Source organism: Micromonospora sp. WMMD812, assembly GCF_027497215.1.
In the GTDB taxonomy this organism is placed as follows: Bacteria; Actinomycetota; Actinomycetes; order Mycobacteriales; family Micromonosporaceae; genus Micromonospora.
Genome location: NZ_CP114904.1, coordinates 6,573,489 through 6,586,776, shown reverse-complemented (window position 1 = coordinate 6,586,776; position 13,288 = coordinate 6,573,489). Strand labels below are relative to the sequence as shown.

Genomic DNA, 13,288 nt, shown 5'->3' with positions numbered 1-13,288 from the left:
CATCGCGGAAGTAGTCGCCTCCGACGCGCGCGGAGGCCACTAGATCAAGGATCGAGCACGATCGTGTCCGTCGAGCGGCAACCGCGCGGCAGCGCGGGTGGAGACGCAGACGTGCGGGCGCGCAGGGGCGCGGGGGCCCGGCGGCGCGGGGGCCCGGCGGCGCGGGGGCCCGGTGGCGCGGGGGGCTCGGGGACACGGGCGGGCGGGCGCGGGCGTGCCGGCGCGGGCGTGCCGGCGCGGGCGTGCGGGCGGCGGGTCACCGGTGGCATCAGTGGTGACCGCGGGATGCGCGGCGGAAGGGTGGATCGAAGCCGGTGCGGTCCGGTCGCCGACAACGGCGAAGGCCCCGCCCCCGGCGATCCTGGGATCGCGGGGACGGGGCCCGTCGTCGTCAGCGACGGCTCCAGGTCCCGGCGCGGCGTCAGACGCGCCGGGTTGGAGCTACCGTGCGGGTCACTTACCGCCGGCGAGCTTCTCCCGCAGAGCGGCGAGCGCCTCGTCGGTGGCCAGCGTGCCGGCCGGCTCCTCGGCCTGCCGGCTCGGGGCCGGGGTGGTCGAGGTGGTGCCGCCAGCAGCGGCTGCGGCCGGAGCCGGGTTGGCAGCGGCCTCGGCGTCGGCGGCCCGGGAGTTCTGCACCTGCTTGGTGTGGGCCTCCCAGCGCTGACGCGCCTCGGCGTACTGGTTCTCCCAGGTCTCGCGCTGCTTGTCGTAGCCCTCGAGCCACTCGCCCGTCTCCGGGTCGAAGCCCTCGGGGTAGATGTAGTTGCCCTCGGCGTCGTAGGTCGCGGCCATGCCGTAGAGGGTCGGGTCGAAGTGCTCCTCGCCCTCGACGAAGCCCTCGTTGGCCTGCTTGAGCGACAGCGAGATCCGGCGGCGCTCCAGGTCGATGTCGATGACCTTGACCATGACCTCGGAGCCGACCTGGACGACCTGCTCCGGGATCTCCACGTGACGCTCGGCCAGCTCGGAGATGTGGACCAGGCCCTCGATGCCGTCGTCGACCCGGACGAACGCACCGAACGGCACCAGCTTGGTGACCTTACCCGGCACGATCTGCTGGATCGCGTGGGTGCGGGCGAACTGACGCCACGGGTCCTCCTGGGTCGCCTTCAGCGACAGCGAGACCCGCTCGCGGTCCAGGTCGACGTCCAGGACCTCGACCTCGACCTCCTGGCCCACCTCGACGACCTCGGACGGGTGGTCGATGTGCTTCCAGGACAGCTCGGAGACGTGCACCAGACCGTCCACGCCGCCGAGGTCGACGAACGCGCCGAAGTTGACGATCGAGGACACGACGCCCTTGCGGACCTGGCCCTTCTGGAGCTTGTTGAGGAACTCGGTGCGCACCTCGGACTGAGTCTGCTCGAGCCAGGCCCGGCGGGACAGAACCACGTTGTTGCGGTTCTTGTCCAGCTCGATGATCTTGGCCTCGAGCTCCCGCCCGACGTACGGCTGGAGGTCCCGCACACGCCGCATCTCGACCAGGGAGGCGGGCAGGAAGCCGCGCAGACCGATGTCGAGGATGAGGCCGCCCTTGACAACCTCGATGACCGAACCGCGGACGACGCCGTCCTCGTCCTTGATCTTCTCGATCGTGCCCCAGGCCCGCTCGTACTGCGCGCGCTTCTTCGAGAGGATCAGACGCCCCTCCTTGTCCTCCTTCTGGAGGACAAGGGCCTCGATGTGGTCGCCAACCGAGACAACCTCGGCCGGGTCCACGTCGTGCTTGATCGACAGCTCCCGAGAGGGGATGACACCCTCGGTCTTGTAGCCGATGTCGAGCAGGACCTCGTCCCGGTCGACCTTGACGACGGTGCCTTCGACAATGTCGCCGTCGTTGAAGTACTTGATGGTCTCGTCGATCGCGGCGAGGAAAGCTTCCTCGGAGCCGAGGTCGTCGACGGTGACCTTGGTGGCGCTCGAGGGGGCCTCGATGCTGCTCGTCATGTGGGCGGTTGCTCCGGTCGGATGGGTTGTCACAGCAGGCTGGTGTGTCGCGGTGACCCGGTCGCGCCAGCGGATCCGTCGCCGGGCACACCGAACGATTGCCAAGTGAGATGATGTGGCGCCGTCAGGTGGCTTCGTCGACCGCGCACCTGCTCCCTGCCGAGGCACACGATCCGCGAGCGCATCGTCAAGCCTACCTTGCGCATTACCACAGCGTGCAAGCCCTCCCATCTAGCTCATCGGCTCGTGACCTGCGAAAGCCGAGAAATCACCCCGAAACCGTCCCGCCTGTCTCGTGGGTCACACCCGTCACAAGCGCAACACGGCCGTCCGGCGGTGGCCCCAGGCGTGTGGCCGCCGGCGAGGGGCCCTAGCGTGAGCGGGTGGACGACGACAGCCGGGTGACCCGGCGCCGGGTCAGCGACGCGGAGGCCCGCCAGGCCAACCGCGGATGGTGGGACACCGACGCCGACGACTACCAGGCCGAACACGGGACGTTCCTCGGCGACGTGGACTTCGTCTGGTGCCCGGAGGGCGTGCGCGAGGCCGACGCGCGGCTGCTCGGCGAGGTGGCCGGTCGCCGGATCCTGGAGGTCGGCTGCGGCGCCGCGTCCGCCGCCCGGTGGCTCGCCACCCAGGGCGCCCGGCCGGTCGCCATGGACCTGTCCGCCGGCATGCTGCGGCACGCCGCGCTCGCCGCCGACCGCACCGGCGTACGCGTGCCGCTGGCGCAGGCCGACGCGCTCGCCCTGCCGTTCGCCGACGCGGCGTTCGACACGGCCTGCACGGCGTTCGGGGCGATCCCGTTCGTGGCCGACTCCGCGGCGCTGATGCGCGAGGTGTTCCGGGTGCTGCGCCCGGGTGCCCGCTGGGTCTTCTCGGTCACCCATCCGATGCGGTGGATCTTCCTCGACGACCCCGGTGAGGGCGGCCTGCGGGCGGTGCACTCGTACTTCGACCGCTCCCCCTACGTCGAGCAGGACGACGCCGGCGTCGCCACCTACGTCGAGCAGCACCGGACCCTGGGCGACCGGGTCCGGGAACTGGTCGCCGCCGGGTTCCGCCTCGTGGACCTGGTGGAGCCGGAGTGGCCGGCGGGGCACGAGGGGATCTGGGGGCAGTGGAGCCCGCTGCGCGGCCGGCTCTTCCCCGGCACCGCCATCTTCGTCGCCGAGAAGCCGGCCACCTGACCGAGCGCCGACCCGCCGGACGCGGCCGCCCGGCCCGGCCCGCCTGGCCCGGGCGCCCCGGCGTTGACGCCTGGGCGTGGCGTCCGGCGTGGGCGCCCGTTTCGTCCGGGCGGGCCCGGGTAGCCAGAGCGCATGGCCGAGAAGAGGGAATTCCGCGAGGGCGACCACGTCTCCTGGGCCAGCCACAGCGGCCGGGCGCACGGCGTGGTCAAGGAGAAGCTGGTCGACCGGACGCATGTGCGCGGGCACGCCGTGAACGCGTCGGACGACGAACCGCAGTACCGGATCCGCAACGACGATTCGGGCCGCGACGTCGCCCACCGGCCGGAGGTGCTGCGGCATGAGCCCGAGTGACGACGGCCGGGACACCTATCGGGAGTTCACCGAGGCGGTGAACATGAGGCCCGGTGAGCTGTCGAAGTGGCTGGAGAGCGACGAGTCCAAACACGTCGGCTGGCGCCGGAAGGGCAGCCGGAGCGGCGAGTCGGTAGGCCACGAGTCCGGTCGGAAGATCATCGACCTGCTGCGCCGCAAGCGCGGCGACCTGTCCGAGGCGGACTTCCGGCACATGCGCAAGGTCGTCGGCTACGTCCGGCGGCACATGGCGCAGCGGCCGAGCGGCGACGTCCGCGAGACCCGGTGGCGGTACTCCCTGATGAACTGGGGTCACGACCCGCTCAAGGCACCGCTGCCGCCGCCCGGCGGGCCGTCCCGTCGGGCGTTGGAGAGGCGCGGCGCCCCGCCGAAGGCGCGCCGGGGCCCCGGACGCTAGATCCTCGACTCAGTGGTCGGCGCTGTTCCAGTCCCGCCCCTCGCCGACCGAGACCTCCAGCGGAACCGAGAGCGGATAGGCCGCGCCCATCTCCTGGCGGACCAGTTCCTCCAGCGCCCGCCGCTCACCCGGCGCCACCTCGAAGACCAGCTCGTCGTGCACCTGGAGCAGCATCCGGGAGCGCAGCCCGGCCTCGCGCAGCCCGCCGTCGACCCGCAGCATGGCGACCTTGATGATGTCGGCGGCGGAGCCCTGGATCGGGGCGTTGAGCGCCATTCGCTCGGCGATCTCCCGCCGCTGCCGGTTGTCGCTGACCAGGTCGGGCAGGTAGCGGCGGCGACCCAGGATGGTCGAGGTGTAGCCGTCGCGCCGGGCCCGGGCGACGACCTCCTGCAGGTAGTCGCGCACCCCGCCGAACCCGGCGAAGTAGTTCTCCATCAGCCCGCGCGCCTCCTCGGCGCTGATCCCGAGCTGCTGGGAGAGCCCGAACGCGCTCAGCCCGTACGCCAGGCCGTAGTTCATCGCCTTGATCTTGCGCCGCTGGTCCGGCGTGACCTCGGTGAGCGGCACGCCGAACACCGACGACGCGGTCGCGGCGTGGAAGTCGGCGCCGGAGTTGAAGGCGTCGATCAGCGCGTCGTCCGACGACAGGTGCGCCATGATCCGCATCTCGATCTGGCTGTAGTCGGCGGTGAGCAGGCAGTCGTAGCCCTCACCCACCACGAAGGAGCGGCGGATCCGCCGCCCCTCCTCGGTGCGGATGGGGATGTTCTGCAGGTTGGGCTCGGTCGAGGAGAGTCGCCCGGTGGCCGCCACGGTCTGGTTGAACGTGGTGTGGATCCGGCCGTCGTCGGAGACCGACTTGAGCAGCCCGTCCACGGTGGACTTCAGCTTGGCCACGTCGCGGTGGCGCAGCAGGAACTCCAGCACCGGGTGCGGGTTCTGCGCGTAGAGCCACTGGAGGGCGTCGGCGTCCGTGGTGTAGCCGGTCTTGATCTTCTTGGTCTTCGGCAGGCCCAACTCGGTGAAGAGGATCTCCTGCAACTGCTTGGGCGAGCCCAGGTTGAACTCGCGTCCGACCGCCTCGTAGGCGCCCTGGGCGGCGGCCTTCACCTCGGCGGCGAAGTGCGCCTCCAACTCGGACAGGTAGTGCGTGTCGGCGGCGATGCCGGTGCGCTCCATGTCGGCGAGCACCCGCATCAGCGGCAGCTCGACGCCGGCCATCAGCCGGGCCGACTGCTCGCCGTCGCGGGACAACTCGGCGTCGATCGCGTCGGCGAGATCGAGGGTCGCCCGGGCCTGGAGCATCAGGTTCTGCTCGGCCTCGCTGTCGTCGCCCAACCCCTCCAGGGTCAGCTGGCCGGTCTCCGGCGCGTCGACCCGCAGCTCCCGGTGCAGGTAGCGCAGGGCGAGGTCGGTCAGGTCGTAGGAGCGCTGGTCGGGGCGGGCCAGGTAGGCGGCGATCTGCGTGTCGCGGGCGATCCCCTCCAGGGACCAGCCGTGCGCGGCGAACGCGAGCACGGCGGGCTTGCTGTCGTGCAACACCTTGGGGCGCTCGGCGTCGGCCACCCAACCGGCCAGGGCCGCCTCGTCGGCCGGGTCGAGCCGGCTCGGGTCGCACCAGGCCGCGGCCCCGCCAGCGGTGGCCAGGGCCAGCCCGAGGACCGACGCGGTGTGCCGCCGGTTGGGGCCGGTGTCGAGCTTGACCGCCACGCCGACCGGTGTGCCGGCCGGCGCGTGCGTGCCGAGCCACCGGGTCAGCGCGCCGGGCTCCGTGAGGACCTCGCCGGCCAGGTCGAACCCGGACTCGGCCTCGGGCTCCACGGCCTCGAGGTACTGGTAGAGCCGGTCGCGCAGGATGCGGAACTCGAGGGTGTCGAAGACCTGGTGGACCGCTTCCCGGTCCCAGCCGGCCCAGCGGGCGTCCGCCGGCCGCAGCGGCAGCGCCAGGTCGGAGACCAGACAGTTGATCTCGTAGTTGCGGATCACGTCGGCGAGCCGCTCGCGCAGGCTGTCGCCGGCCTTGCCCTTGATCTCGTCGGCCCGGGCCACGACCCCGTCGACCCCGCCGTAGGTGGTGATCCACTTCGCCGCGGTTTTCGGGCCGACGCCGGGCACGCCCGGCAGGTTGTCACTGGTCTCACCGACCAGCGCCGCCAGATCGCGGTAGCGCTCGGGCGGCACCCCGTATTTCGCCTCGACCGCCGCCGGGTCCATCCGGGCCAGGTCGGACACGCCCTTGCGTGGGTAGAGCACGGTGACCTGGTCGCCGACGAGCTGGAAGGCGTCGCGGTCGCCGGTGGTGATCAGCACCGACATGCCCTCATCGCGGGCCTGGCAGGCGAGGGTGGCGATGACGTCGTCGGCCTCGTAGCCCTCCATCTCGACCACCGGGATGCGCAGCGCGGCGAGGACCTCCTTGACCAGGCTGACCTGGCCCTTGAAGTCGGTCGGGGTCTCGCTGCGGCCGGCCTTGTACTCCGCGTACTTCTCGGTGCGGAAGGAGCGGCGGGACACGTCGAAGGCGACGACGATGTGCGTCGGCTGCTCGTCGCGGAGCACGTTGATCAGCATCGAGGTGAAGCCGTAGACCGCGTTGGTCGGCTGCCCCGTGGTGGTCGAGAAGTTTTCCACCGGCAGGGCGAAGAACGCCCGGTATGCCAGGGAGTGTCCGTCGACGAGGAGCAGGCGCGGCGTCGTAGCTGTCACGTGGCGACTCTAGCCCGTACCACCGACATCGACGCTGACCGGCACCACGGGCGAAAACACCGGACGGCCGCCACCGGAGCAGAACCCCGGGGACGGCCGTCCGGTGCGCGACGTCAGGCGACGCCGAGGTACGCCTCCTTGACCGCCGGGTCGTGCAGCAGGTCCTGGCCGGACCCCTCCTTCACGATCCGACCGGTCTCCAGCACGTATCCCCGGTGGGCCCGGGACAGCGCCTGCTGGGCGTTCTGCTCCACCAGCAGGATGGTGGTGCCCTGCTGGTTGATCTCCGTGATGATGTCGAAGATCTGCCGGATCACCAGCGGGGCCAGACCCATCGACGGCTCGTCGAGCAGCAGCAGCTTCGGCCGGCTCATCAGCGCCCGACCGACCGCGAGCATCTGCTGCTCACCGCCGGAGAGCGTGCCACCGGCCTGCTTGCGCCGCTCGGCCAGCCGCGGGAAGAGGGTCAGCACTCGGTCCAGGTCGGCGGCGATGCCGGCGGAGTCCCGCCGGGTGTACGCCCCCATGTCCAGGTTCTCCATCACCGTCATGCCGGGGAAGATCTGCCGACCCTCCGGCGACTGGCACAGCCCCCGGACGACCCGCAGGTCGGCCCGGAGCCGGCTGATGTCCTCGCCGTTGAAGGTGATCTTCCCGGCGGAGAGCCCCCGGGTGCCGGAGATGGCCCGCATGGTGGTGGTCTTGCCGGCGCCGTTCGCGCCGATCAGCGCCACCACCTCACCCTCGTTCACGGTGAGGCTGATGCCGTGCAACGCCTCGATCCGGCCATAGGCGACGGCGACGTTCTCGAGCTCAAGCAGCGTCATCGGCGGACTCTCCCAGGTACGCGGCGATCACCTTCGGATCGCGGCTGACCTCCGCGGGCGCACCCTCGGCGATCTTACGGCCGAACTCCAGCACCACGATCCGGTCGGTGACCCCCATGACCAGCCGCATGTCGTGCTCGATGAGCAGGACGGTCAGGCCCATGTCACGGATCTTGCGGATCAGGGTGAGCAGCTCCTCCTTCTCCGCCGGGTTGAAGCCGGCGGCCGGCTCGTCCAGGCAGATCAGCTTCGGCTCCGTGGCCAACGCCCGCGCGATCTCCAGGCGACGCTGATAGCCGTACGGCAGGTTGCGCGCCTCGTCGTTGGCCCGGTCGGCGATCCCGACGAAGCGCAGCAGCTCCAGCGCCTTGGCCTCGGCGGCCCGCTCCTCGAGGATGTGCCGGGACAGACCGAAGATCTTCGCCGCCGACAGGCGCACCTGCTGCCAGGTCCGGACGATCCCGGACTCGGCGGTGACCTGCGGCAGCTCCTCCGGCTTCGGCCGCACGCGGTAGAGGCGGAACAGCGCACCCGGCACGCTGGTCTTGTGCCGGGAGTCCGTGCCGACCATGACGTTCTCCAGCGCGGTCATCTCCGGGAAGAGACGGATGTTCTGGAACGTCCGGGAAATGCCCAGCTGACTGATCTGGTGCGGCTTACGACCGGTCACCTTCTGGCCCCGGAACCGGACCGCGCCGGACGTCGGCTTGTAGACGCCCGTCATCACGTTGAAGCAGGTCGTCTTCCCGGCCCCGTTCGGCCCGATCAGTCCGAGGATCTCACCCTCGTGGATCTGGAAGTTGACCCCGTCGAGGGCAACCACACCGCCGAAGCGGAGCGTGACGTCGTCGATCTCGAGCAGCAGCGGCCGCGGTCCCGGCTGGGCCGGGATCTTCGGCGCCGGCGTGCTGGTGGTCTCGTCAGACATGAGCGGGCGCCTCCTCTGCCTCCGCCGCGCGGTCCTTCAACTCCCGGGCCCGCCGCCGGCTGGGGATCAGACCCTGCGGACGGAGGATCATCACCAGCACCATGGCCAGACCGAAGACCAGCCAACGGTAGTCGGCGAAGTCACGGAACCGCTCCGGCAGGTACGCCAGCAGCACCGCGCCGAGCGAGACGCCGAGCATGTTGCCGGATCCGCCGACCACGACCATGGCGACGAAGAGAATCGAGAGGTTCGCGTTGAACTGGGTCGGGTCGATGAACGCGTTCCGGCTACCGAACAGGAAGCCCGACAGGCCACCGAGCGCCGCACCGATGGCGAACGCCCAGAGCTTGAACTTGAACGGGTACACGCCCATCACCGCGGCGGCGTCCTCGTCCTCGCGGACCGCCAGCCAGGCCCGGCCGACCCGGCTCTGCTCCAGCCGACGGACCAGGAACACCATGATCAGCACGAAGGTGATCGCCAACCAGTACCAGGGCTTCGCGTCGATCAGGCCGAAGACCTTGTTGTCCGCCGACGGCGCACCCTCCGGACCCGGGATGGCCGAGATGCCCACCGGCCCGTTGGTCAGTCCGGTGGCGTTGCGGGCCACGATTCGGATGATCTCACCGAAGCCGAGCGTCACGATGGCCAGGTAGTCACCGCGCAGCCGCAGCGTCGGCCAGCCCAGCAGCACCCCGGAGATCATCGTCAGCACGATCGCGATGAACAAGCAGATCGCCCAGGTCACCGCCCAGGTCGGCGGCAGATCGAACTCCTGCTGGATCCACTTCACCACCGGCGAGTTCACCGAACCGAACAGCGCCACGCTGTACGCCCCGATGGCGAAGAAGCCGATGTAGCCCAGGTCGAGCAGGCCGGCGAGGCCGACCACCACGTTCAGGCCGATCGCGACCAGCACGTAGATGGCGCAGACGAAGAGCACGCCCGCCCAGTTGTTACCGCCCTCGATCGAGTCGGTGCGCAGCCAGGTCAGGCCCGGAATGCCGAGCAGCGGCAGGTAGTAGAGGATCGCCACGAAGGCAGCCAGCCCGATGGCCTGCTGCCACTTCGGCAGCGCCCGCCAGCGGTCGCCGACCGTGGTCAGCAGGCTCACCCGGCGGCGATCAGCGGTGCGAATCTTGTCGATCATGCGCGGGCCCTCCCGAGCGACTCGCCCAACAGACCGGTCGGCCGGAACATCAGCACCACGATCAACACCACGAAGGCGATGACGTCCTCCCAGTTGGAGGCGAACAGCGTGGCGCCGTAGACCTCGACGATGCCGAGGAAGAGGCCACCCAGCAGCGCGCCGCGCAGGTTACCGATGCCGCCCAGGACCGCGGCGGTGAACGCCTTGAGGCCGAGCACGAAGCCGATGCTGTTCTGGGTGAAGCCGAACCGCATGCTCCACAGCAGCGCGGCGGCGCCGGCCATGATGCCACCGAGCACGAAGATCAGCATGATCACGCGCTCCTGGTTGACGCCCATCAGCGCGGCGGTCTCCGGGTTCTGGGCCACCGCCCGCACGCCCCGCCCGTAGCGGGTGCGGTTGATGAACCAGTCCAGCAGCGCCATCATCGCCACGGCGGCGACGAGCACGATCACCTGGATGTTCGTGATCGCCGTGTTGCCGATGGTGAACAGGGTCTCCTGCTGGATGATCGTCGGCATACCGACGATCTGCCGGGGCCGGCCGAACGCCGCCGGCAGGACGCCACCGAGCAGCTTGGGCAGCACCTGCCCGAAGAGTTCCACGAAGACCAGCGACAGACCGATCGCGGTGATCAGGAAGATCAGCGGCGGCGCGTTCTTACGCCGCAGCGGCCGGTAGGCGATCCGTTCGAGCGCCAAGGCCGTGCCGCCCGAGGCGGCCGCCGCGACGAGCAGACCGAGCACCAGGAACAGGATCGCCTGGCCGATCGGAGGGTTATTTTCCACCCCGAGCTGGTTCCAGAGGATCAGCACCGCGAAGGTACCGACCATGAACACCTCGGAGTGCGCAAAGTTGATCAGGCGAAGAACGCCGTAGACGAGGGTGTAGCCGAGAGCGATCAGGGCGTAGATCGCGCCCTTCGACAGCCCGTCGACGGTGTGCTGGCCGAGATGGCCGATCAATTCATCGAAATGCACCGGGGGTCTCCTTGAATCGAGTGCGGCCGGGGTGGAACACCCCGGCCGCACTCCATCGCGTAGGCGTCAGCTGAGCTTGAGCTCCTGCAGCGGCTCGATCGCCGTGCCCTTGATCTGGTAGGCCCAGATGACGACCTTCGTCGGGTCGACGTCACCCTTCGAGTCGAACTTGATGTACTTCGACACGCCCTGCTTGTCGTACGCCTTCACGTACGCCAGGATGTCCGCCCGGCTCTTCTTGCCGTCCTTGAAGGCGTCCAGGTAGATCTTCGCGGCGTCGAAGCCCTCGGCACCGTAGGAGCCCGGCGCGATGCCGAACTCCTTCTGGTAGTCGGCGGAGAAGGTACCGCCGGCCTTGTCGGCCGGGAGGCACGGGCAGGTGATGATCGAACCCTCGGCGCCGCCGGAGGCACCCTCCGGGAACGCCGGGTCGTAGAGACCGTCCGGGCCGACGAACTTGGCCTGCACACCGGCGGCACGCATCTGCTTCACCAGCGGAGCGGCCTCACGGGTGTAACCGCCGTAGAACACGTAGTCGGCCTGCGCCGCCTTGATCTTGGAGATGGTGGCGTCGAACTGCGCCTGCCGCTCCTGGATCTTGTCCTTGTTCACCACCAGCGGGCCGAGCTGCTTGCCCAGCTCGTCGGTGATACCCGCGCCGTACGCGCTGGCGTCATCGATCATGAAGACCTTCTGCGCGTTCTGCGACTTCAGGTACGTCGCCACGGCGCCGGCCTGGGTGCCGTCGTTGCCGACCACCCGGAAGAAGGAGGTGTTCCCCTTCTGGGTCAGGTCGGTACGGGTCGCCGACGGGGCCACCATCGCCAGGCCCGCGGCCTGGTAGATCGGCATCGTCGCGTCCGACTCACCGGAGAAGTGACCACCGATGACACCGAGGAACGAGTTGTCCCCCGCGATCTGGTTCGCGAACGGGGTCGCCACCGCGGGGTCACCCTGAGTGTCGAACTCCTGCATGGTGACCTTGCAGTCCGGGTTTGCCTCATTGAACTGCTTGACGGCGAGCTTCGCGCCGTTCAGGGACGGGATGACGAGACCGGCATTGTCACCGGTGAACGCGCCGAAGATCGCGATCTTCCCACCGCAGTCACCCGACGCGGTGCCACCGTCGCCACCGCCGGAGTCCTGACAACCAGCCGCGACCACCAGGGTCGCAGCGAGCGCGGCGGTGCTCAGCGCCCGTACATAGCTTCGCCTCACGGCTTCCTGACCTCCTCCAGATGCGGGCACGACTGACCCGACAACACGGGGACAGCAGCAACCCGCAGTTCCACCCACCCCGCAGGGACGCCCCCTGCGTTACGGCTCGTGATGGCGGAGCGTACCGACACGACACACCGTCCCGAAAGGCCTTGAAGCGGGGTCTGCGAAACCGTTACGAAGACGCGCGCGAACCACCCGATGGTTGTCACAGGTCAATCCGACTTACGGTCCTTAAGCGCGCGCGATGCGGGTCGCCACCCACTGCCGACCAGGCCGGCAGCCCGACGACCGGCACCGACGCCCGATCCCCGAGCCGTCACCATGCCCGCTACGCAGAGTCATCAGACGACCACAGAATCACGAGCCCGCCGGCACCGACGCCCACCAGAGCCCCCCACGCTCCCCGTCGTCCGCCGCCAGCCACCACCGGTCACCCACCGCCACCGACGCCACATCCCGGTCCGCCCCCGCCGCCACCGCCACCGGGAGCACCACCGGACGCCACGAACCACCCCGGTCCGCCGACTCCCAGACCGCGTACCGCTCCCCGTCCGTCACCGCGGCGACCAACCGACCGCCCGCCGCCACCAGCGCGGTCACCGCCGGCACCCCGCTCGCGGCCCGCCGCCCGAAGTCGCCCGCCGCCACCCAGCCGGACGACTCCCGCCGCCACGCGCCGAAGACACCGCCGCGCAACCCGACCGCCACCGGCACCCCGTTGACGACCGCGACCCGCTGCAACTCCTCGTACTCCCGGCTGCCGGGCACCACCGTCCGCCGCCAGGAACGCCCGTCCGACGACGCCCACACCGCCGCATCCCGGTCGATCCGCCCCGGCGGCAGCACACCACCGACCGCCAGCCAGCCCTCCGGCCCGGCCACCGCGTCGAACGCCCAGCTCACTCCGGCCCCGTCGCTGGCCAACTCCGGCGCGCCCTCGATCAGCGTGAACTCGGCGGCGTCGGACGACACCCAGGCCGCCGCCCCGCTCGACCGGTTGCCCACGATCAACCAGCCCGCCGAGCCGCCGGCCAACCGGGACACGTTGACCGCCTTCGGCCCGCCGTACGTCTCGAACGGCGCCTGCACCTCGACCAGCCCGCCATCCGGCAACGGGCCCCAGGTGCTCACCCGCGGATAACCGTGCGCACCGCCCACCTTCGCGCCGATCACCGCCGCCACACCGTCCCGACAACCCACCGAAAAGAGCACGTTCTGCCGGCCGTAGAACGAATCCGCCCGGATCGGCACACCCCGCCAGGACAGGCCGTCCGCGCTGGTCCAGGCCGCCGGCCGGGTGTCACCGGCGGCATCTTCGACACCACCCACCACGTACCACCGGCCGCCGCAGGCGACCGCGTCCCGCACCAGCAACCGACCCGGAGCGCCCGGCGGCGCCGGCAGGGTGAGCGACTGCCAGGCCGGGCCGAGCGGCTGCGGATCGTCGCCGTCGTGCACCGTCGCCCGCTCACAACCGGACAGCAGCACGGCGACCAGGCCGAGCACCGCGATCACACGCCGAACAGACACGGATCCGATGCTATCGATCAGGAGCCGCCGCGCG

The 13,288-nt window shown here is 70.3% G+C and carries 11 protein-coding genes; 3 read left to right on the top strand and 8 right to left on the bottom strand.

Annotation, left to right across the window (positions count from 1 at the left end):
* Nucleotides 1–453: 453 nt before the first annotated feature.
* Nucleotides 454–1,947 carry a 30S ribosomal protein S1 gene (gene rpsA, locus O7603_RS30470; RefSeq protein ID WP_281573159.1) on the bottom strand — a complete coding sequence of 498 codons (1,494 nt, stop codon included), beginning with the start codon at nt 1,945–1,947 and terminating at the stop codon, nt 454–456.
* A 383-nt stretch (nt 1,948–2,330) separates the two neighbouring features.
* On the opposite strand from rpsA, the gene O7603_RS30465 reads away from it, so the two are divergent.
* The 3 genes from O7603_RS30465 (at nt 2,331) to O7603_RS30455 (ending at nt 3,909) form a co-directional block, all read left to right on the top strand.
* Nucleotides 2,331–3,137, top strand: coding sequence for a class I SAM-dependent methyltransferase (locus tag O7603_RS30465; RefSeq protein WP_281573158.1), 807 nt, complete (start codon nt 2,331–2,333; stop codon nt 3,135–3,137).
* Between the two features lie 132 nt (nt 3,138–3,269).
* The gene (locus O7603_RS30460) at nt 3,270–3,491 is read left to right on the top strand and encodes a DUF2945 domain-containing protein (RefSeq protein ID WP_281573157.1); all 222 of its coding nucleotides are present in this window, start codon (nt 3,270–3,272) and stop codon (nt 3,489–3,491) included.
* Nucleotides 3,478–3,909: a DUF3140 domain-containing protein gene (locus tag O7603_RS30455; protein ID WP_281573156.1), complete on the top strand. Its 432-nt coding sequence runs from the start codon at nt 3,478–3,480 to the stop codon at nt 3,907–3,909. Before O7603_RS30460 ends, O7603_RS30455 begins: the two co-directional genes overlap by 14 nt.
* Nucleotides 3,910–3,918: 9 nt before the next feature.
* Here O7603_RS30455 and polA read toward each other — a convergent pair whose 3' ends face one another.
* The 7 genes from polA to O7603_RS30420 form a co-directional block, all read right to left on the bottom strand.
* Nucleotides 3,919–6,618, bottom strand: coding sequence for a DNA polymerase I (gene polA, locus O7603_RS30450; RefSeq protein ID WP_281573155.1), 2,700 nt, complete (start codon nt 6,616–6,618; stop codon nt 3,919–3,921).
* A 113-nt stretch (nt 6,619–6,731) separates the two neighbouring features.
* Nucleotides 6,732–7,445 carry an ABC transporter ATP-binding protein gene (locus tag O7603_RS30445; RefSeq protein WP_281573154.1) on the bottom strand — a complete coding sequence of 238 codons (714 nt, stop codon included), beginning with the start codon at nt 7,443–7,445 and terminating at the stop codon, nt 6,732–6,734.
* A complete protein-coding gene (locus tag O7603_RS30440) occupies nt 7,432–8,373 on the bottom strand; it encodes an ABC transporter ATP-binding protein (RefSeq protein WP_281573153.1) in 942 nt (313 codons plus the stop codon). Before O7603_RS30440 ends, O7603_RS30445 begins: the two co-directional genes overlap by 14 nt.
* Entirely contained in the window at nt 8,366–9,523 is a 1,158-nt protein-coding gene (locus O7603_RS30435; protein WP_281573152.1) for a branched-chain amino acid ABC transporter permease, read from the bottom strand. The genes O7603_RS30440 and O7603_RS30435 overlap by 8 nt, the downstream gene beginning before the upstream one ends.
* Nucleotides 9,520–10,503, bottom strand: coding sequence for a branched-chain amino acid ABC transporter permease (locus O7603_RS30430; RefSeq protein ID WP_281573151.1), 984 nt, complete (start codon nt 10,501–10,503; stop codon nt 9,520–9,522). Before O7603_RS30430 ends, O7603_RS30435 begins: the two co-directional genes overlap by 4 nt.
* Nucleotides 10,504–10,569: 66 nt before the next feature.
* Nucleotides 10,570–11,721 (bottom strand): branched-chain amino acid ABC transporter substrate-binding protein, encoded by a 1,152-nt coding sequence (locus O7603_RS30425; protein ID WP_281573150.1) that lies wholly within the window; start codon nt 11,719–11,721, stop codon nt 10,570–10,572.
* Nucleotides 11,722–12,081: 360 nt separating this feature from the next.
* Entirely contained in the window at nt 12,082–13,254 is a 1,173-nt protein-coding gene (locus O7603_RS30420; RefSeq protein WP_281573149.1) for a hypothetical protein, read from the bottom strand.
* Nucleotides 13,255–13,288: the final 34 nt, after the last annotated feature.